The sequence below is a fragment of the Ensifer sp. R1-3 genome (assembly GCF_056739175.1).
In genome coordinates, this window is record NZ_CP096517.1 from 427413 (window position 1) to 446218 (window position 18806).

The window sequence follows — 18806 nt, forward strand, 5'->3', positions numbered from 1 at the left end:
AGGTCGAGCGATGCAGCGCACCACCCTTCAAACGCTCTCGCTCTACGCCGGCCTTGCCGTCGTCTGCGGTGTCCTTCTCTTTCCTATCTATTGGCTGTTCGTCACCGCGCTGTCGACGCTCGCGGAAATCCGCCAGTTGCCGCCGTCCTTCTGGCCGGCCGAACCGCAGTGGAGCACCTTCGCCAAAGTGGGTAGCGAGCGGCCGATCTTCCTATGGCTGTGGAACTCGACGCTCGCGGCGCTCGGTTCTGTAGCCCTGTCGATGGTTGTTTCGGTCTTCGCAGGCTACAGTCTGTCGCGCTTCAGCGTGAAGGGCGGGCGATCGCTCGGCCTCTTCATTCTCACGGCGAAGATGTTGCCGGCAACGCTGCTTGTCATTCCGCTTTTCGGCATCTTCCGCTCGATGGGGCTGATCGGGAGCCTCTGGTCGCTTGTCCTCGCCCATGCGACGCTGATCATCCCCTTCACCACCTGGATGTTGAAGGGCTACTTCGACACGATCCCGCGCGAGTTGGAGCAGGCGGCGATGGTCGATGGCTGCTCTCCGCTTGGCGCCCTGTTCCGGGTCGTGCTTCCGGTAGCGACGCCTGGTCTAGCTGCAACGGCGCTTTATGCCTTCGTCCTCTCCTGGGCGGATTATGCCTATGCTCGCACCTTCCTGACCAATGCCCAGGGCAGTTGGACGGCCAATCTCGGCATCACCACGATGAAGGGCGAGTACGTCACCGACTGGAACGAGATCTCGGCGGCGGCCGTGTTCATCGCGCTGCCGATCATCCTCATCTACCTGTTCCTCGAACGCTATTTGGTCGGCGGCCTGACTGCCGGCGCGGAGAAGTGAAATGGCCGGAATAAGCATTCAAAACGTCTACAAGGACTACGGAGCGCTCAACGTGCTCAAGGAGTTCTCGCTGGAGATCGCGGATGGCGAGTTCGTCGTACTGGTCGGTCCTTCGGGTTGCGGCAAGTCAACGATGTTGAAAATTCTTGCCGGGCTGGAGCCGGCAAGCGGCGGCAAGATCATGATCGGCGACAGGGACGTGACGGACCTTGCCCCGGGCGACCGCGACATCGCGATGGTTTTCCAGAACTATGCTCTCTACCCGCATCTGACGGTGGGTCAGAATATGGGCTTCGGGCTCAAGATGCGTGGGATGCTCAAGGCAGAGATCGACAGGCGGGTTCGCGCGGCGGCCAAGATCCTCGCAGTCGACCATCTGCTGGACCGGCGACCGAAGGCGCTGTCGGGCGGACAACGCCAGCGCGTCGCACTCGGCCGCGCTATCGTGCGCGAGCCGCGCGCCTTCCTTATGGACGAGCCGCTTTCCAACCTCGACGCCAAGCTGCGCGTCCATACGCGCGCCGAGATCAGCGCGCTTCACAAGCGCATCGGGGTCACGACGGTCTATGTCACGCACGATCAGATCGAGGCGATGACCATGGCCGATCGTGTCGTCATCATGCGTGACGGCGCCATCCAGCAGATCGCCGACCCTGATACTTTGTTCGCCAAGCCGGAGAACCTCTTTGTCGCCGGGTTCATCGGCTCGCCGGGCATGAACTTCCTGCGCGCCAGGATCGAAGCCGGCAAGCTGACGCTCTTCGACCAGACCTTCAATGCGGCTGTCGGCGTCGGCGCGGGAGAGATCATCGTCGGCATCCGGCCCGAACACCTCGCGCTCGGTCCAGGTGACGTCACATTCACCGTAAAGCCGACTTTGGTGGAAAGCCTCGGCTCGGAAAAGTACGTCTACTTCGAACCTGGCGAGCACGCCTACAGAGCGGATGCGCGCGACGAGGAGCGCGGCAAGGGTCTAATCGCCCGTATCGCACACGCAGGCCCCATCCGCGAGGGCGAAGAGCTTGTGCTCTCGTTCAATGCCTCAGAGGTCCACCTCTTCGACGCGAAGACAGAAAAGGCAGTAAACTGACATGAAAGTGCTTGTAACGGGCTCTGCCGGAAGGGTCGGCGCCTTTGTCGTCCGGCGGCTGATTGCCGGCGGCCATCAAGTCCGGGGCTTCGACCTTCGCTCGGCCGGTATCGAGGACGGCGGCTTCGACGAAGTCGTCGGGGCCTTCGACGATCGGGAAGCGGCAATACGCGCTTGCGAAGGCACCGACGCGGTGCTTCATCTCGGCGCTTTCATGTCCTGGCTGGCAAGCGATCGCGACAAACTCTTTCGGGCAAATGTCGAGGGGACGCGCATCGTGCTCGAGGCCGCGGCCGCGGCTAAGGTCGGGCGCTTCGTCTTCGCGAGTTCCGGCGAGGTCTACCCGGAAAACAAACCGGAGTTTCAACCGATTACCGAAGACCATCCGAAGAAGCCGCTGTCGCCATACGGCCTGACCAAGCTTCTCGGCGAGGAACTGGTGACGTTCCAGGGGCGCGTATCGTCGATGGAGACGGTAATCCTGCGCTTCTCGCACACGCAGAACGCAAGTGAGCTGCTGGACCCCGAAAGCTTCTTCTCCGGGCCGCGCTTCTTTCTTCGACCCAAAATCGAGCAGCAGGAAAACTTTGGCAATAAGGCTGCGGCCGAACTTCTGCGTGCGGCCGACCCCGGTCGGCCCGCGCTGGTGCTGACCCGCAATGAAGAAGGGCGGCCGTTCCGAATGCATATTACCGACACCCGCGACATGGCCCAAGGCGTGCTTCTTGCACTTACGCACCAAAAGGCAGCCGGTGGTATCTTCAATCTGGGGGCTACCGAACCTGTTGACTTCGCCCAAATCCTGCCCGTAATGGCGCAAATGACCGGGTTGCCGCTTTTGACGGTGGATCTGCCTGGCGCCGGTGTTTGGTATCACACATCCAATCAGCGCATTCGCGAGACACTCGGTTTCGAGCCTGACTGGCCGATCATGCGAATGCTGGACGAGGCGGTAGCGGAATGGACGATAAGGCAGGCTTAGGCGGGCTGGAGGATCGCGGTGCGCCGGCGGGGGCGGCAGCGCTCGCCAAGGGGCTTGCTCTCCTCGACCTCATAGCTGAGGCGCCGAAACCGCTGCGCTTCGCCGATCTGCAGAAAATGAGCGGTGTGCCGAAGCCAACGCTTGCGCGCATGCTCAAGACGCTGATGGTCTTCCGGCTGATCCGCCAGGACGAGACCACGGGGGCCTATCTGCTCGGCCACCGTTTTGTCGAGCTCTCACATCGGGTGTGGGACAAATTCGACCTCGTCAGCGCCGCCATCCCCGAGCTCGATCGCCTTGCGAGCGAGCTCGGAGAGACGGTTGCGCTTTGCCGGCTGGACGGTCAGCGCGTGGTCTATCTGGAAGAGCGGTCAAGTGGTGGCTTGGGCGTGTTGATCGAGGTCGGCCGGCGCGTGCCGATTCATTGCACTGCGGCCGGCAAGGTCCTGCTTGCGTTTCAGGAGCCGTCTTTCGCCCGATCGCTGGCGGGGCAGATCACATATGATCGATTTACGTCAAACACCATCACGGATTCGCAGGCGCTGGAGGCCGATCTCGTTCTGACACGTGCCCGCGGCTACGCCGTTTCCTACGAGGAGCATCTGGCCGGGGTCAATTCCGTCGCTGCTCCGATCGCCGGGCGCGATGGAGTGCCACTCGGCGCACTCGTCGTGCTTGGGCCGGCTTCCCGCCTCGACAGTTCCGCCATCCATCCGGCTGGGCGCGAGTTGATGGCGGCGGCGCGACGGATCACTGGCACGGTCGGGGCGGTTGCGATCAGCTCTGGACCACGCCCCCGCACGCGCTCGGGGGGCTTCAACGACGTGCAATGCGTCTTGCCCTGGGGCGCTCAGCTCGGAGAGGCGCCAGTTTGGGTCGAAAGGGAGAAGCGGCTCTATTGGGTGGACATCCTCCATCCGGCTGTGCACCGCTTCGACCCCGTCACTGGTAAGAACGAGAGCTGTAACGTCGCCAAACTCGTCAGTGCTGTCCTTCCGACGCGGAATGAGGGACTGATCGTCGCCTCCCAGGATGGCGTCGAGCACTTCGATTTCGACCGCGGCGACTTTAACCCCTTCGCCGAGCCGGAACCCGGGTTGCCGGAAAACCGCCTGAATGACGCCAAAGTCGATCCGAGCGGCCGCCTGTGGGTGGGATCGATGCGGCTCGACGTGAGCCGTCCGACCGGCAGCCTTTATCGCCTTACGAGTGCCGGCGAAGTAATCCGCGCCGGGAGCGGTTTCACGGTCGCCAATGGGCTGGCCTGGAGTCCGGACAGTTCGACCTTTTACTTCGTCGATACGGTGCCGGGCATCATCTATGCCTACGACTTCGATGCACGCGAGGGGAGCATCGCCAACCGCCGTGTCTTCGTTACGGTGCCCGAGGCGGAAGGGCGCCCGGACGGTCTTGCTGTCGATGCCGATGGCGGGGTCTGGTGTGCGATCTGGGACGGATGGCGCGTGAACCGCTATCGACCAGATGGCCGGCTGGATCGAGCCGTCGAACTGCCGGTGCCGCGCCCCACCAGCGTCGCCTTCGGCGGGGACGAGCTTGCGACTTTGTTCATCACCAGTGCGCGCACCCGTCTCCCGGCCTCAACGCTGACGGAAGCACCGCTCTCCGGCGGCATTTTTGCCTGCAATCCCGGTGAGCGCGGCCTGCCCACCTCGCTCTTCGGCGTCTGAGGGGACAGTTGTGAGCACGTATAAGGACATATTTTCGCTGAAGGGCAGAACAGCTCTGGTGACCGGCTCGAGCCGCGGCATCGGGGCCTCGATCGCACAAGCCTATGCAGCGTATGGCGCGCGTGTTGTCCTGCACGGACAGAGGCCCGGCGCTACGGCCGAGATCGAAAAGGCGATACGCGCTGCCGGCGGTGACGCGGTCTCGATCCATCGCGAGCTTTCTCCGCCCAGTGCCGGGCGCGACTTGATTGCGGCGGCTGAAGGCGCCGCAGGTCCCCTGGATATTTTGGTCATCAACGCATCGGCGCAAATCAACGGGGCGCTCCACGATGTGACACCGGAGGATTTCGCCACCCAGATCGATGTCAACCTTCGCTCTACAGTCGAGATGCTGCAGGCGGCGTTGCCCGCTATGGCGGAACGCGGTTGGGGCCGCGTCGTCAACATTGGCAGCATCAACCAGTTGCGGCCGAAATCGATCGTCTCCATTTATGCGGCGACCAAGGCAGCCCAGCATAACCTGATCCAAAGCGTCGCTCGCGATTATGCCTCCCGCGGCGTGTTACTCAACACACTTGCACCGGGACTCATCGACACGGACCGAAACGCTGCCCGCCGCGACGGCGATCCTGAGGCATGGTCGAACTACGTCCGGACGCTCAACTGGATGGGCCGCGCAGGCAGGCCCGACGAAATGGTGGGCGCTGCGCTCTTTCTCGCCTCGGATGCGTGTAGCTTCATGACCGGCGAGGCCGTCGTGATGTCGGGTGGCTTCTAGAGGGTCGTCGCATTCGATTGTGTCATGCGGGTAGCGCGTGAATTTCGCTGGTGGAACATGGCACGAATTTCGGTAGACATGGAAGCACGTGACACGGCAATGCTGTTTGGACGCAAAGACAGCGCGAAACTGGATGTGGCAAGCCACGGTTTAACGGGAGAATTGCTCGTGAAGCCCCGCATTTCTGTACTGACGCTTGGCGTTGCAGATCTTGAACGGTCTCTCGCTTTCTATCGTGACGGACTGGGACTGCAGACTCCAGGGATCGTGGGCGGCGAATTCGAGCATGGCGCCGTCGCGTTCTTTGATCTTTCGAACGGTGTCAAACTTGCGATCTGGGGTCAGGACGATTTGGCTCACGATAGCGGACTGACGAAAGTGCCGGCCAGCAGCACATCGTTCTCGATCGGCCACAACGTCTCGCAACGAAGCGAGGTGGATGAAGTCATGGAACAGGCACGCGAAGCGGGCGCGGCCATCGTGAAGCCCGCCCAAGAGACGTTCTACGGGGGATATGCGGGCTACTTCACCGATCCCGATGGCCATCTGTGGGAGGTCGTGTGGAATCCGGCCAATTTGCCGGAGGAGACTGACTTGAGCCCACTCCCGTAAGGCTTAAGGCTTCCGCGAAGAGCGATGTTGCAGAGTGCTTACCAGTTAGCCCACGTGATCGATGACTAAAGTGCCTGCGGGTAGCGGTTTGATGAGCGACTTGGCGGAAACGGTCGGATCCAGCCAATCAGCCCAGGCGTTCCGCTCCAGAATAACAATCTGTCGATCGTGGTAGGGGGCAATGTCCGCTCCCGGCTCCATCGTTAGCATGGTGAAGGCCTGGCCGACCTCCGGCGTCTCACGCCAGATTCCGGCGATGCAGAAGATCGGCTCGTCCTTCTTGGTGAAGAGCCATTTGTCCTTGCGTTTCTTCTTCGGGTCCTTCGGTTCGGTGAACTCGTAAAAGCCGTCGGCGATGATCAGGCAGCGATTTGAATTGAACTCGCGACCCTCAGATCGGAAATTATACACCGGCCGCTTGTTCGGCCCGGGCCAGCTCCAGCGCCGCTGCACGAGCTCGACCTCATCCGGGGCTCCGTCAAGCGTTCTGACGATGGGGCCGACATCGGTGATCTTGATGTCCTCGCGCGGTTCAAGATTCGGCGCGCCTTCGCCGAAACGGACCTTGATCTTCAGATCGGCGAAGTCCTCGACGATCGAGGCGACATCCACCATCAGCCGATAATCATTGCACATGCGTCCTCCATCTCAGGTCTGATTGTGTGGGGAAGTTGTTCCTGCTATGTTCTAACTATGACGAGTGCGACCGTTTTCCAGTCCGACGCTCCGCTCGACGAGCGCCGGGTGATCATAAGGCGCCATGACGGCGATGTGGAGATGGTGGAATTGCCGTGGGGGCTGCGCCCGCGCGACGGCGATGCGCGCGCCGTGAACGTCGTTCGATCGGAAGGAAGGACGTTTCCGACCCACCGCTGCCTGGTGCCCGCTTCCGAGTTTCGCCACCGAACCTTCAGTTTCTCGCTCGCGAATGGTGACTGGTTCTATTTCGCGGGGATTTGGCGGCCGGCGATCAACGACTGGCCAGACTCCTATGCCATCCTGACGATCGAGGCGAATGACGATCTTGCGCCGTTTCACGACCGGCAGATGGTTGTGCTGAGACGGGAGCAACGCATGGCCTGGTTCGACGGACTGGTACCCGAAGGCGAAATCCTTCGCCGGCTGCCGGCAGGGACATTCCGGGTTACGCGCCATTCAACCTCTCCTGTTCAGCCGATGCTGGCAGTCTAAACCACGCCGCGGGCGGCAGGATAGCCGACGGCGACCGGCAGGCCCCGCAGGTCGGGATTGTCGCGCTGTTCGACCGATGCGTAGAAGGCATCCATGTCCACATGCACGATTTTGCGCGGCCGCTCGCTGCCTTCGTCGTTTGTCATGGCCTCGCCTCCATCAGGACAATCTGTATCGCCCAGACATGGGAAGTGCGCGCCGCATTTTGTCACCCTAAGGCGTTTGTAAGGGCTCGCAGCCTATCGCCATGCGCCGGCGGATCACAGCGAAGGTCATGCCAGCGCCAAACGCTTTCACCAACAGCTTGCGCTCAAGCGCGCAGTGGCGATGACATGGGCACAGATGAATTCGAAGATCGGCTTCCGGCGATTCTTCAGTTTCGGGGCCAGATCGTTCATAGGCTGCCGTGGGCGCATGCGAAAAAATTCCCATTCCCGCCATCGATTTGAATCCGTTGGCGGAATTCTCCGATGGGCACTGTCGCTCAACTTCCGCGCGCCACATGCGCATTGACTCATGTTCGCTTTGAGAACAAATACAGAACATATTGCACCATCTCAAGCCGAAAACGGGTTGCCGTAAAGGAGATCATGTCCGCAGCCGTCGCCACTTCGAACCCCGTCCTCCACGAGTTGCGCGGGAAAATCGCCAGCTTGGAAGGGGCAGGCTCACGCAATCGGAGCATCTTACCGTTCGGGGTCCCCGAGCTCGACGCGCAACTGCCGGGAGGTGGGCTCGCCTTTGGCGCGCTGCACGAAGTGGCCGGTGGCGGAAACGGCGCGATCGATGGAGCCGCCGCGGCACTCTTCATCGGCGGCATCGCCGCCCGTACCACCGGCAAGGTGGTCTGGTGCCTGACACGCTTCGATCTGTTCTTTCCGGCGCTCGCCCAGGTCGGGCTTCATCCCGACCGCGTCATTTTCGTCGAGTGCGATAAGGAAGAGACGGTGCTCGCAAGCTTTGAAGAAGCTTTGCGTTACGGCGGCCTCGGCGCCGTGGTTGCCGAACTGGTGCGACTGCCGATGACGGCATCCCGCCGCTTGCAGCTCGCGGCGGAGAAGTCGGGGACATTGGGGCTGGTGATCCGCCGCTGGCGGCGCCAGACGGAAGCCTCGGACTTTGGCATGCCGACGGCTGCGGCAACGCGCTGGCGGATCTCGGTGCTGCCGTCCGAGCCGCTTCCCGTGCCGGGTGTTGGCCGGGCGCGATGGCTGGCGGAGCTTATGCGCGTGAGAGCTGGGGAGGGAGGCGAGTTCATCATCGGAGCATGTGATGGCCAGGGTCGTATCTGTCTTTCTTCCGAAACTGCCAACGGACCGGATCAGGCGGGCCGATCCTTCGCTATCGGTCGAAAAGCCGCTGGTGGTCATCGCCAGGAGCGGTTCGAAGCGATGGATTTCGGCAGCTGATACGGCGGCGACCAAGCTCGGCCTTCGTGTCGGCATGCCGGCCGCCAAGGCGCAGGCACTGGTCCAGGGTCTGGTGATGATCGATGCCGATACGGCAGCCGATCTCGCTGTCCTCGAACGGCTGGCGCTCTGGGCCTTGTCACAATATTCTCCGGTGGTCGCGATGGACCCTCCCGACGGTATCGTCATGGATACCGAAGGCGCCGATCATCTTCAGGGCGGCGAGGACCTGATGCTCTCCGGCCTCGTCAATCGCTTCCGCGGCCGGGGTCTCGCTGCCCGCGCGGCAATCGCCGATACCTGGGGTGCCGCGCATGCGCTTGCCCGGACCACAGATCGCGAGACGGTCACCGTCGGGCGCGGCGATGCCGCCAGGGCCGCGAACCGGCTGCCACTGTCGTCGCTGCGGCTGCCGGCCGAAACTGTTCAAAGCCTTCGAACCCTCGGCTTTACCACCGTCGGCGACTTGGCTGCCACACCGCGGGCACCGCTGACGCTGCGCTTCGGCCTGGAGGTCGGCCGCCGTCTCGATCAGATGTTCGGCCATATCGCTGAGCCGATAGATCCGATCCGGCCGGCGGAACTTGTCGAGGTCCAAAAATCTTTCGCTGAGCCCATCGGCGCGCCGGAAACGATCGAGAAATATGTGAGCCGCCTGGTGCGGCAGCTCTGTCTTGAGCTCGAGAAGCGCGGGCTTGGGGTCAGACGCGCCGACCTCATCGTCCATCGCGTCGATAACACCATTCAGGCACTGAGGGCGGGGACGGCGAAGCCGGTCCGTGACATCGCCTGGCTGACGAAACTCTTCCGCGACCGCATCGAGAGGATCGAACCAGGCTTCGGCATCGAGAAGCTCGGTCTTGCGGCCATCCTCGCCGAGCCGCTGATTGAGGCACAGTCAGCCTCGTCACTCATTGAAGAACAGGTAACCGATGTGACGCCGCTCATCGACGTGCTTGGCAATCGCGGTGGACAGCGGATATTCCGTGTGGCCCCGGTCGCAAGCGACGTCCCGGAACGTAGCGTCCGGCGGATCGCTCCGATCGCCGACGAGGACGGCGCCACGTGGCCGCTCAACTGGCCAAGACCGCCGCGGCTTCTGGCGCGTCCCGAACTGATCGAAGTGATCGCACTTTTGCCCGATCATCCGCCCGTCTCGTTCACGTGGCGCAGCAAGCGGCGCAGAGTGAAGCGCGCCGACGGACCGGAGCGGATATTTGGGGAGTGGTGGAAACACAGCTCAGAATGGGTTGCGGTCCGCGACTATTTCGTCGTCGAGGATGATAGGGGCGAGCGCTTCTGGATTTTCCGATCCGGCGACGGCGTCGATGCGGAAACAGGATCGCATAAGTGGTTCATGCACGGGATGTTTGCGTGATGCGCTACGCCGAGCTCCAGGTCACCACGCATTTCTCGTTCCTGAGGGGCGCAAGCTCGGCTGAGGAACTGTTTGCCACCGCAAAGCTGATGGGTATCGAAGCGCTCGGCGTCGTCGACCGCAACAGCCTGGCGGGCATCGTCCGGGCGCTGGAGGCGTCGCGCGCCACAGGCCTGCGGTTGGTCGTCGGCTGCCGGCTCGATCTGCAGGACGGCATGTCGATCCTCGTTTATCCGACCGATCGCGCTGCCTATTCGCGGCTGACGCGGCTGCTGACCTTGGGCAAGGGCCGGGGCGGGAAGGCAAACTGCATCATCCATTTCGACGATGTGGCGCTCTACGCCGAGGGCCTGATCGGCATCCTGGTGCCGGACTTGGCCGACGAGGTCTGCGCCGTGCAGCTCAGGAAGATAGCGGAGGTCTTCGGCGACCGCGCCTATGTCTCTCTTTGTCTTCGTCGTCGGCCCAACGATCAGCTGCGACTGCACGAGCTAACGAACCTGGCGGTCAAACACCGGGTAAAGACGATCGTCACCAATGATGTGCTGTTTCATGAGCACGGCCGCCGGCAGCTGCAGGATGTCGTCACCTGCATCCGCACCGGCATGACCATCGACGATGTCGGCTTTGAGCGCGAGCGGCACGCCGATCGTTACTTGAAGCCGCCGGAAGAAATGGCCCGTCTCTTTCCGGCTTACCCGGAAGCGCTGGCGCGAACCATGGAGATCGTCGAACGCTGCAGGTTCTCCTTGGAAGAGCTCGTCTATCAATATCCCGAGGAAGCGCTGATCCTAGGCATGACGGCACAACAGTCGCTGCAGCACTACACCTGGGAGGGGGTCAGGGCGCGCTACCCCGAGGGATTGCCGGCTCATGTCGAGAAGACCATCCGCCATGAGCTGGCGCTGATCGAGACGATGAAATATGCGCCTTACTTCCTGACCGTCTTCTCGATCGTCCGCTATGCCCGGTCGCAGGGCATTTTATGCCAGGGCAGGGGATCGGCCGCCAATTCCGCCGTTTGCTACGTGCTCGGCATCACCTCGATCGATCCCGAGACCAACGATCTCCTGTTCGAGCGCTTCGTCTCCCAAGAGCGCGACGAGCCGCCCGACATCGATGTCGACTTCGAGCACGAGCGGCGCGAGGAGGTGATCCAGTGGATCTACAAGACCTATGGCCACGACAAGGCGGCTCTCTGCTCGACCGTCACCCGCTATCGGGCCAAAGGCGCCATTCGCGATGTCGGCAAGGCCCTTGGTCTGCCGGAGGACCTGATCAAGACGCTCTCCTCCGGCATCTGGTCCTGGTCGGAGACCGTCGGCGAACGGCAGGTGCGTGAACTCGGCCTCAATCCGGACGATCGGCGTCTCACTTTGACTCTAAAACTTGCACAGCAGCTGATGGGTGCGCCGCGCCATCTCGGTCAGCATCCCGGCGGCTTCGTGCTCACCCATGACAGGCTCGATGATCTGGTGCCGATCGAGCCGGCGACCATGGCCGACCGGCAGGTGATCGAATGGGACAAGGACGACATCGAGGCGCTGAAATTCATGAAGGTCGACGTCTTGGCGCTCGGCATGCTGACCTGCATGGCCAAGGCATTCGCGCTGATCAGCGAGCACAAGCATGAGGATATCGATCTTGCCACCATCCCGCAGGAGGATCCGGCGACTTATGCGATGATTCGAAAGGCCGACACCCTAGGCACATTCCAAATCGAAAGCCGGGCGCAGATGTCCATGCTGCCACGCATGAAGCCGAGAACCTTCTACGACCTCGTCATCCAAGTGGCGATCGTCCGTCCCGGGCCCATCCAGGGCGACATGGTCCATCCCTATCTCCGCCGGCGCGAAGGCAAGGAGAAGGTCGAGTACCCGACGCCCGAATTGGAGGCGGTCCTCCACAAGACACTCGGCGTGCCACTGTTTCAGGAGTCGGCGATGAAGGTGGCCATGGTCTGTGCGGGGTTTACCGGCGGCGAAGCCGACCAGCTCCGGAAATCCATGGCGACCTTCAAGTTCACAGGTGGTGTTTCGCGATTCAAGGACAAGCTAGTGAACGGGATGATCCGAAACGGCTACACAAAGGAGTTTGCGGAAAAGACATTCTCACAGCTCGAAGGCTTTGGCTCCTATGGCTTCCCCGAGAGCCATGCTGCCTCTTTCGCACTGATCGCCTACGCCTCCAACTACATCAAATGCCATTTTCCGGATGTCTTCTGCGCGGCGCTGTTGAACTCGCAGCCCATGGGGTTCTATGCCCCCGCCCAGATCGTCCGGGATGCCCGCGAGCATGGTGTCGAAGTCCGGCCGATCTGCATCAACCGGTCCCGCTGGGACTGCATGCTTGAGCCAATCGACGGCTCCGGCGGGCATGCGGTCCGGCTCGGCATGCGCTTGGTGCACGGTCTGGCGACCGCCGACGCCGCGCGGATCGTAGCCGCCCGCGCCGACGAACCCTTCACATCGGTTGACGACATGTGGCGGCGATCGGGCGTGCCGGTCGCCTCGCTGGTCGAGCTGGCTGAGGCCGACGCCTTCCTGCCGTCTCTCAGTCTCGAGCGACGGGATGCCCTCTGGGCAATCAAGGCACTGCGCGACGAGCCGCTTCCGCTCTTCACCGCCGCCGCCGATCGCGAGGCTCGGGCAATTGCCGAACAGCAGGAGCCGGCAGTCGAGCTAAGACAGATGACCGACGGTCACAACGTCGTAGAGGACTACAGTCATACCGGCCTGACGCTCCGGGAGCATCCCTTGCGTTTCATGCGGGACGACCTCGCCAAGCGCCGGATCGTCACCTGTGCCCAGGCGATGACGGCGCACGACGGGCAATGGCTGATGGCCGCCGGCCTGGTGCTGGTGCGTCAGCGGCCGGGATCGGCGAAGGGAGTGATGTTCATCACGATTGAGGACGAAACCGGTATCGCCAACATCGTCGTCTGGCCAAAGCTCTTCGAGCGGTCGCGCCGCGTGGTGCTCGGCGCCAGCATGATGGCCATCAACGGCAGGATCCAGCGCGAAGGCGAGGTGGTTCATCTCGTCGCCCAGCAGCTCTTTGATCTCTCGGCCGACCTGTCGAGCCTTGCCGAGCGCGATGGCGCATTTCGGCCGCCGACTGGCCGTGGCGACGAATTCGCCCATGGTTCGCCGGGCAGCGCGGATTCCCGCGGAAAGGCTCCTCCGGGCGTTCGCGCGAGGGACATACTCGTGCCGGATCTTCATATCGATACGCTGAAGATCAAGAGCCGGAATTTCCAGTAGAGCGCCGGAGCGCGGCTCCTGGTCGTCACCGACTAAGGTCAGCCGTCATTTAAGGCTTCGAGCGCCTGCTCGGCAAACCAGGTGAAGTGAGCGCAAACTTTCGATCAACTCCCATGTGGTCGGCGCCGGTAGCGCCTGCTTGAGCCGTGATCGCCTCGAGTACCTCCGTTGGATCTTTCGCGAGGATCTTCGAAAGGAATTCATCAGAGCTTATGGCAACGATGCCGTCGGAAAGGTTGCTGAAATCGCGCATGTCGAGGTCACGATGACAGTGGCTCGGCAGCGACTGCTGCCGCGACAACATTCCGATCCTTGGGATCGTTCCGCATGTCCGGCTCTATTTTTCCCATCCTTCCAGCCCGCATCAGGGAATGTCTCCTCCATGACACTTCGCATCCTTCTGCCGGGATAGGTCGATACCGTAGTCGCTGACGAGGTTGCGGGTCATTTCGTCGAGAAGCCGAAACGGAGGTTGAGCGGCAGAAGCGTCATAGCGCCCGCCTGATCGCCGTACGTGATCGATCCGCGAAGCCGGTGCCCCTCCCGCGCTGGCTAAAAACCTGACGTCGTCTAAGATTGTGCGTTCGTGTCGCCCCGCCAAAGGATATTTGTCGCTCATCCATTGCCTGCGAAACTCGTGCGCGGCATGATCTGCGGCATGCTTGACCCATTCGATCCAGACCGCTTCATTGTGCGCGCCGAGGTCCATATCCTCGGCATCGAGCCCAAGATCAGCCGCACTCTCGAATTGCCGATCACTCTCAACCTTGCCCAACTCCACGAGGTGCTGCAAGCGGCCTTTGGCTGGACCGACAGCCATCTGCATCAGTTCAATATTGGGGGCCTTATCTACGGAGCCCCGGAGTTCGATGAGGACGGTCTGTCCGACAGCCGCACCTTCGAGGCGACTGAGGTCAGGATGATCGACCTTCAATTTCCCTACGATCCCGAGGAAAACCCTCTCACGATCCTCTACGAATACGACTTCGGCGATAATTGGCGTCATCTGCTGCGCCTGGAGCGCGTCGCCCGCCAGGAAGGTGTGAAATATCCCCGCTGTCTTGCCGGCAAACGATCCGGACCTCCAGAAGATGTCGGTGGCACTTCAGGCTATGCTGACTTCCTCGACGCGTGGCTTGATCCTGATCATGAGGAACATAAGGCCATGCGCCGGTGGGTAGGTCGCAAGTTCCACCCAGAAGCTTGCAATGTCGATGAAATCAACAAAGCGATTGGCAAAGCACTACGCGCATCTAAGGGCGACTATCGCTTCCGTCGAGAAAGCCATCGTGATTGACACCGTGCGGCTGCGCTTCAACGCCAAAAATACCCTGAAAAAACAAGGCGCAGGCAAAAAGATCTAAGAATCGACGTCATCCAGCTGACAGGACACTTGAAGACAACCCAAGAAATGTATCCGCTGGACGAGTTTCGCGGTTTGATGCAGCCGCGCGATCACGGTTCGACGAGGAAGAGATCGCCGCCCGCTTCAACATCTCGGTAGCGACGGTGAGGCAGCGCCTGCGGCTGACCTCCGTCTCGCCGCGCCTGCTCGAATTCTATGCCAATGACGAGAGCTCGGCCAGGCTTGGCATTTTCGACCACCAATGACCACCTCCGGCAGGAGCAGGTTTGGGACACGATCTCGCGGTCCCATAATCAGGACGCCTATTACAGCCGCCGGATGCTGACGAGACCGCGGTCTGGGCGTCCGATCGACGCGTCGTCTATGTCGGCATCGACGCCCTATGAGGCTGCCAGCCGTGTCGTCATGTGCGACCTGTTCGAGCAGGATAATGGCGAATGGCTGCAGGACCCCGGGAAGGGGCGGCTGCAGTCGGCCGGAGGAGGAAGAGAGGGGCCAGGGAGGGTTGAAGCCGGGCAATGGAGAGAGGGTTGTCCGGCCTGAACCCTGTCGCCTCTCTGGAGAGTACATCGATGTCGACATCCGTGATTGCACCCCAAAGCGCCACCATTGTCCCCGAAGCGAGTCGCCCGGAATTCCTGCCCACCCTGTTCGGTCGTTCACTCCTGATCGTCGCCGAGAATGCAGTCTATAGCTTGATGGAGCGGCTGAGCCCGCTCGACTATGGCGGTGGCTTCTGGGCTTTCTACGAACACGAAGGCAAGCCGCTCTTCCTGGCTCCGCAATCCAAATCGCGGTTTCGGATCACCGGCGAGATCACCGGATTTCAGGGGGAGGTGTCCGCCGAGGCCGCCGGCATCATCGCCACACTGTTCGCCTTCTCCCATCTCTCCTTTCAGTATCAGTCCGAACATCTCTCTGAAGGCTACGGCCGTCTCTACGCCTATTCGGCCGACCATCCAGAGGCTGTCGAGATATTCCAGGCGATCGATTGAAACCAACACGCGCCGCCCTCGGCGCGCCTGAGCGTCCCGCCCGTTTGCCGCGCCCGACAGACGCTTCGGCGAGCCGTCTTCCACCCCACCAGCCCGGTGTCGCGACAGCGATCAGCCGGGATTCTTCGTTTGAGGAGATTTGAGCATGAACACCATGATTTCCAGCCCGCGGCCGGTCTCGTCCGGCTTCAGGGTCGATATTTCCCGCGGCGAGCGCATCGGCCGCGTCTCATCCGAATGGTTCTCGCGCCCCGACGATGAGCGCTTCCTGTCGCTCTCCGATCTTCTTTGCGCGGTCAGCGCCAGAACCGATCGCGCCCGTGTTCGAACGGTTGAAAGCGCGGAGATCCGCGTGGAAGCCACCCGTGACAATGCCGAGCGTCTTGCGTTGATCGTTCCCGGCGGGCGTGAGCCGATTGCGCCGACGCATTGGAGTTACGGTCAGCTTTGCAGCCTGGCCGGTGCGCCCGCGAGCTATATGCGACAATTGCCTGCGCCATTGGCGGCGATTAATCTTCAGCACGGGCTTCTGAGCCACAAAGCCGAACTGGTCAAAACACTGGAGATGGATGACGGTCGCGTCGAGTTGCGGGCGGTGACTGGCCCTGAATACGGGCGCATCTGGGATAAAGATCTGGTTGCCGCCGTGATGAGCATCGCCGGCAACGGAACCGGCGACACGATCTGGAAGGTGCCGGGCATGCTCGACTGGTCAACCATGACCCACAATCCCTTCGTCGATGTCACGAAAGATACGACCACGCTCTACGCCAGTGACCGTGATGTGTTCCTATTCCTCGTCGACGACACGCACCCGATCGAGGCCGGTCGCCTACCGAACGGCGAGCCCGACCTCTACTTCCGTGGGTTCTATGCCTGGAACTCCGAAGTCGGGTCCAAGACGCTCGGCATCGCTTCGTTCTATCTGCGGGCGGTTTGTGCCAATCGTAATCTTTGGGGCACCGAAAATTTCGAGGAAATTACCATCCGGCACTCGAAGTTCGCGGCGCAACGTTTTGCCCATGAAGCCGCCCCGGCGTTGACGAACTTCGCCAATTCCTCGCCCGCGCCCTTCATTGCCGGCATCCGCGCCGCGCGTGAGCGGGTCGTTGCGCGAAATGACGAGGATCGCTCGGAGTTCCTGCGCAAGCGCGGCTTCTCCAAGGCCGAAACCGGCAAGATCATCGAGACGGTGCTTTCCGAAGAAGGGCGGCCACCCGAGAGCATCTTCGATTTTGTCCAGGGCATCACCGCGCTTGCCCGCGGAAAAGCCCATCAGGACACGCGGCTCGAACTGGAGGGCAAAGCGAGGAAGCTGCTGGAAAGCGCAGCCTGATTGCTGCCTCTTAGCATGCACATCCTTATCAATCCTCTTCATCGCCCGGCCATTGTGCCGGGCGTTTCGCACTCAGAAAATCATGACCAATATCGAAGCCAGCATCATCTGCCACCCGCCCATCCCTCTTGCCCACATCACGCCGCCCGAAACGCTGGTTCTGACCAATGCGCTCGAATGCAGCGAAATCGAAGCGAGCCTTGTCCCGTTCACCGATTTCGGAGCGATGCATCCGATCCGCGTGAGGCGACACGAACTGAACGAAGCCTTTCGCGCATCGGCGCCACACGTCGACAGTGCGCTCAACATCTTCATTGCCAGCCGCATCATTGCCCTTCTGCCCGCCCTGTCCGGCGACGCCGATACGGCAGCGTCAGTCGACATCGACTTGAGCGAATTCCCGTGGCCGTTCGTGGTGCAGGGGCACCGTGGCGCGATCATTGAGCCTCCGAGGAGCGGTGGTGAGGCGACGCCGATTTTTGATCTCCACGACGAACGGTTTTTTGAAGGCTTCACGAAGGTCCGATTGAATAAGACGGATAGTTGTCAATGCCACAGGTGTTCTTATCGTCTCGCCCGGTCAACGCCCCCCGCAGCTCCGTGTTCCCGTATCAAGGCAGTCGCGGCATCTCGCCTTCGGCCACTCTCCAGATCCAAGGTGCGATCTCCGGTCTCGCGTCTATCATATTGGTGAGTGCCTGCTCGTATTCATCTCCGGCGCTTGCCGGCACAATGAACATCGCGACGGGGACGGGTTTCTGTTCGGGCAATGTTACTGACACGATCGGCGCATCGCGGGGTAGGTTGAAACGCAGCCCCTTGACGCTCTTTCGCTTGAGATGACTGAGCTTTTCCAAGAGCCGCAATTCGTGAGTGTCCTCGAATGGCAGCCAATGCTCGTTGACCACCATCAGGGCGACCTCGTCGACCGACGCGATGCCGGCGGTCGAGACGCCGAAGGTGGCGATGACGATCAGATGCAATGCCTCGCTCGAGCGCCACAGTTCCAGTTCGGCCTCATAGCGCCCTGCGAGCCGCCGCCACGCGCCATCCTCGATCATCAGCGGGAAGGGCAGGTGCCGTACGACGATTCTGTGCCCTTCGCGGGCCGCGGAAAACTCCTTCACCTCGGCCACGATCATCATGAGCTTGCGCGTTCCCGAACCTGAAGTCTGGATACGCTTGAGCGCGGCGGCGCGCCGAGCAGCGATCCCGTCCTTGTCGTCAGGATGAAACACCTCAGGAACGAAGATCATGTCGCTCAACGGACCGCCCCTTGCGGTCATCTGCGAGGCGGCATTGATGAGGCTCGTACGCACCCGGCCCCAGCCGCGCCGGCCCGTCCACGTCGAGCGCCATTCCGTCAGTTCGCCGGCCTCCCAGAGATAATGCAGCATCGCCCTGAGCGACAGTTTCTTCGGCTCGCTGCGGATGCCCGGCTCCGCCGCCTCAGCCGACGCCCCCGGCGCCGATCGTGGCCCGCGTTTTGTCAGCGAAAAATCCAGCTTCAGGTCCGCCTTGCCGCTGGCACCGATCTGGATCGCATTGCCGATCAGGGGACCGAGACCGGAAAGCTCGTAGGGCGGCTCATAGGAGGGGCATGCAGGATCGTGGTCGCGCCCCGAAAGCGGCATGCGCTTGATGAGATACTGATCGTCCAGGCGCGCGATATACATTGGAACCGGAGGTTCCTTGCACATGCACATCGGGCGAAGCTTTTGCTCATAGGCGTGCGGAAGCAGCGCCCGAAACTCGGGCGAGGATTCGTCCACTGTCTGATCGCCGATCGCAAAGTTACGCACTTCTATTCTCCCCTTGCTTCGGCCGAAGGTACACGGACACCGTTTCAGTTACTATCATAAATTTGATAGTAAAGG

At 61.7% G+C, this 18806-nt stretch carries 17 protein-coding genes and 2 pseudogenes; 15 read left to right on the top strand and 4 right to left on the bottom strand.

Features of this window, described 5'->3' with window-relative positions:
• The first annotated feature begins 10 nt into the window (after window positions 1–10).
• The 6 genes from M1D43_RS27055 (at window position 11) to M1D43_RS27080 (ending at window position 5991) form a co-directional block, all read left to right on the top strand.
• Complete coding sequence (locus M1D43_RS27055; protein ID WP_127623796.1) at window positions 11–841, top strand: carbohydrate ABC transporter permease; 831 nt, start codon at window positions 11–13, stop codon at window positions 839–841.
• Window position 842: 1 nt separating this feature from the next.
• A complete protein-coding gene (locus tag M1D43_RS27060; protein ID WP_192936539.1) occupies window positions 843–1931 on the top strand; it encodes an ABC transporter ATP-binding protein in 1089 nt (362 codons plus the stop codon).
• Between the two features lies 1 nt (window position 1932).
• A complete protein-coding gene (locus tag M1D43_RS27065) occupies window positions 1933–2913 on the top strand; it encodes an NAD-dependent epimerase/dehydratase family protein (RefSeq protein ID WP_498814702.1) in 981 nt (326 codons plus the stop codon).
• Window positions 2892–4601: an SMP-30/gluconolactonase/LRE family protein gene (locus M1D43_RS27070; RefSeq protein WP_498814704.1), complete on the top strand. Its 1710-nt coding sequence runs from the start codon at window positions 2892–2894 to the stop codon at window positions 4599–4601. Before M1D43_RS27065 ends, M1D43_RS27070 begins: the two co-directional genes overlap by 22 nt.
• 10 nt (window positions 4602–4611) lie before the next feature.
• Window positions 4612–5379: an SDR family NAD(P)-dependent oxidoreductase gene (locus M1D43_RS27075; RefSeq protein ID WP_498814705.1), complete on the top strand. Its 768-nt coding sequence runs from the start codon at window positions 4612–4614 to the stop codon at window positions 5377–5379.
• 168 nt (window positions 5380–5547) lie between these two features.
• Window positions 5548–5991 carry a VOC family protein gene (locus M1D43_RS27080; protein ID WP_206379497.1) on the top strand — a complete coding sequence of 148 codons (444 nt, stop codon included), beginning with the start codon at window positions 5548–5550 and terminating at the stop codon, window positions 5989–5991.
• Window positions 5992–6036: 45 nt separating this feature from the next.
• On the opposite strand, the gene M1D43_RS27085 is transcribed toward M1D43_RS27080, so the two are convergent.
• The gene (locus M1D43_RS27085) at window positions 6037–6627 is read right to left on the bottom strand and encodes an SOS response-associated peptidase (RefSeq protein ID WP_122102918.1); all 591 of its coding nucleotides are present in this window, start codon (window positions 6625–6627) and stop codon (window positions 6037–6039) included.
• Between the two features lie 57 nt (window positions 6628–6684).
• On the opposite strand from M1D43_RS27085, the gene M1D43_RS27090 reads away from it, so the two are divergent.
• Complete coding sequence (locus tag M1D43_RS27090; protein WP_498814706.1) at window positions 6685–7182, top strand: SOS response-associated peptidase family protein; 498 nt, start codon at window positions 6685–6687, stop codon at window positions 7180–7182.
• Here M1D43_RS27090 and M1D43_RS27095 read toward each other — a convergent pair.
• Window positions 7182–7328 (bottom strand): annotated as a pseudogene (locus M1D43_RS27095) (Y-family DNA polymerase); the annotation flags it as partial. The gene M1D43_RS27090 and the pseudogene M1D43_RS27095 overlap by 1 nt on opposite strands.
• Before the next feature lie 444 nt (window positions 7329–7772).
• Between M1D43_RS27095 and M1D43_RS27100 the strand changes: the two are divergent.
• Genes M1D43_RS27100 through M1D43_RS27110 form a run of 3 tightly spaced genes read left to right on the top strand, consistent with a single transcriptional unit; the run spans window position 7773 to window position 13232 of the window.
• A complete protein-coding gene (locus M1D43_RS27100) occupies window positions 7773–8591 on the top strand; it encodes an ImuA family protein (RefSeq protein WP_027990999.1) in 819 nt (272 codons plus the stop codon).
• Window positions 8545–9969 carry a Y-family DNA polymerase gene (locus M1D43_RS27105; protein ID WP_027993062.1) on the top strand — a complete coding sequence of 475 codons (1425 nt, stop codon included), beginning with the start codon at window positions 8545–8547 and terminating at the stop codon, window positions 9967–9969. Before M1D43_RS27100 ends, M1D43_RS27105 begins: the two co-directional genes overlap by 47 nt.
• Entirely contained in the window at window positions 9969–13232 is a 3264-nt protein-coding gene (locus M1D43_RS27110; protein WP_498814707.1) for an error-prone DNA polymerase, read from the top strand. Before M1D43_RS27105 ends, M1D43_RS27110 begins: the two co-directional genes overlap by 1 nt.
• A 49-nt stretch (window positions 13233–13281) precedes the next feature.
• Here M1D43_RS27110 and M1D43_RS27115 read toward each other — a convergent pair whose 3' ends face one another.
• On the bottom strand, window positions 13282–13533 hold the full coding sequence (locus tag M1D43_RS27115; protein WP_498814708.1) for a hypothetical protein: 252 nt from the start codon (window positions 13531–13533) through the stop codon (window positions 13282–13284).
• A 345-nt stretch (window positions 13534–13878) separates the two neighbouring features.
• Here M1D43_RS27115 and M1D43_RS27120 point away from each other — a divergent pair, with 345 nt between their 5' ends.
• The 5 genes and pseudogenes from M1D43_RS27120 to M1D43_RS27140 all read left to right on the top strand — a co-directional run bounded on the left by M1D43_RS27120 (window position 13879) and on the right by M1D43_RS27140 (window position 17623).
• Window positions 13879–14529 carry a plasmid pRiA4b ORF-3 family protein gene (locus tag M1D43_RS27120; protein WP_234826691.1) on the top strand — a complete coding sequence of 217 codons (651 nt, stop codon included), beginning with the start codon at window positions 13879–13881 and terminating at the stop codon, window positions 14527–14529.
• A gap of 111 nt (window positions 14530–14640) precedes the next feature.
• Window positions 14641–15051: pseudogene (locus M1D43_RS27125) on the top strand (DNA-binding protein); the annotation flags it as partial.
• Between the two features lie 119 nt (window positions 15052–15170).
• A complete protein-coding gene (locus tag M1D43_RS27130; protein WP_013845375.1) occupies window positions 15171–15593 on the top strand; it encodes an antirestriction protein in 423 nt (140 codons plus the stop codon).
• Window positions 15594–15738: 145 nt separating this feature from the next.
• On the top strand, window positions 15739–16929 hold the full coding sequence (locus M1D43_RS27135) for a hypothetical protein (protein WP_013845376.1): 1191 nt from the start codon (window positions 15739–15741) through the stop codon (window positions 16927–16929).
• 82 nt (window positions 16930–17011) lie between these two features.
• Window positions 17012–17623, top strand: coding sequence for a hypothetical protein (locus M1D43_RS27140; protein ID WP_498814710.1), 612 nt, complete (start codon window positions 17012–17014; stop codon window positions 17621–17623).
• Here the strand turns inward: M1D43_RS27140 and M1D43_RS27145 are convergent.
• Window positions 17541–18731 (bottom strand): DUF1173 domain-containing protein, encoded by a 1191-nt coding sequence (locus tag M1D43_RS27145; protein ID WP_498814711.1) that lies wholly within the window; start codon window positions 18729–18731, stop codon window positions 17541–17543. The two genes, M1D43_RS27140 and M1D43_RS27145, sit on opposite strands and share 83 nt — an antisense overlap.
• Window positions 18732–18806: the final 75 nt, after the last annotated feature.

Excerpts from the sequence above, each read along its gene's own strand:
- M1D43_RS27055 (WP_127623796.1), top strand. The coding sequence starts at position 11 with ATGCAGCGCACCACCCTTCAAACGCTCTCGCTCTACGCCGGCCTTGCC.
- M1D43_RS27060 (WP_192936539.1), top strand. The coding sequence starts at position 843 with ATGGCCGGAATAAGCATTCAAAACGTCTACAAGGACTACGGAGCGCTC.
- M1D43_RS27065 (WP_498814702.1), top strand. The coding sequence starts at position 1,933 with ATGAAAGTGCTTGTAACGGGCTCTGCCGGAAGGGTCGGCGCCTTTGTC.
- M1D43_RS27070 (WP_498814704.1), top strand. The coding sequence starts at position 2,892 with ATGGACGATAAGGCAGGCTTAGGCGGGCTGGAGGATCGCGGTGCGCCG.
- M1D43_RS27085 (WP_122102918.1), bottom strand. The coding sequence starts at position 6,627 with ATGTGCAATGATTATCGGCTGATGGTGGATGTCGCCTCGATCGTCGAG.
- M1D43_RS27090 (WP_498814706.1), top strand. The coding sequence starts at position 6,685 with ATGACGAGTGCGACCGTTTTCCAGTCCGACGCTCCGCTCGACGAGCGC.
- M1D43_RS27100 (WP_027990999.1), top strand. The coding sequence starts at position 7,773 with ATGTCCGCAGCCGTCGCCACTTCGAACCCCGTCCTCCACGAGTTGCGC.
- M1D43_RS27110 (WP_498814707.1), top strand. The coding sequence starts at position 9,969 with ATGCGCTACGCCGAGCTCCAGGTCACCACGCATTTCTCGTTCCTGAGG.
- M1D43_RS27120 (WP_234826691.1), top strand. The coding sequence starts at position 13,879 with ATGATCTGCGGCATGCTTGACCCATTCGATCCAGACCGCTTCATTGTG.
- M1D43_RS27130 (WP_013845375.1), top strand. The coding sequence starts at position 15,171 with ATGTCGACATCCGTGATTGCACCCCAAAGCGCCACCATTGTCCCCGAA.
- M1D43_RS27135 (WP_013845376.1), top strand. The coding sequence starts at position 15,739 with ATGAACACCATGATTTCCAGCCCGCGGCCGGTCTCGTCCGGCTTCAGG.
- M1D43_RS27140 (WP_498814710.1), top strand. The coding sequence starts at position 17,012 with ATGACCAATATCGAAGCCAGCATCATCTGCCACCCGCCCATCCCTCTT.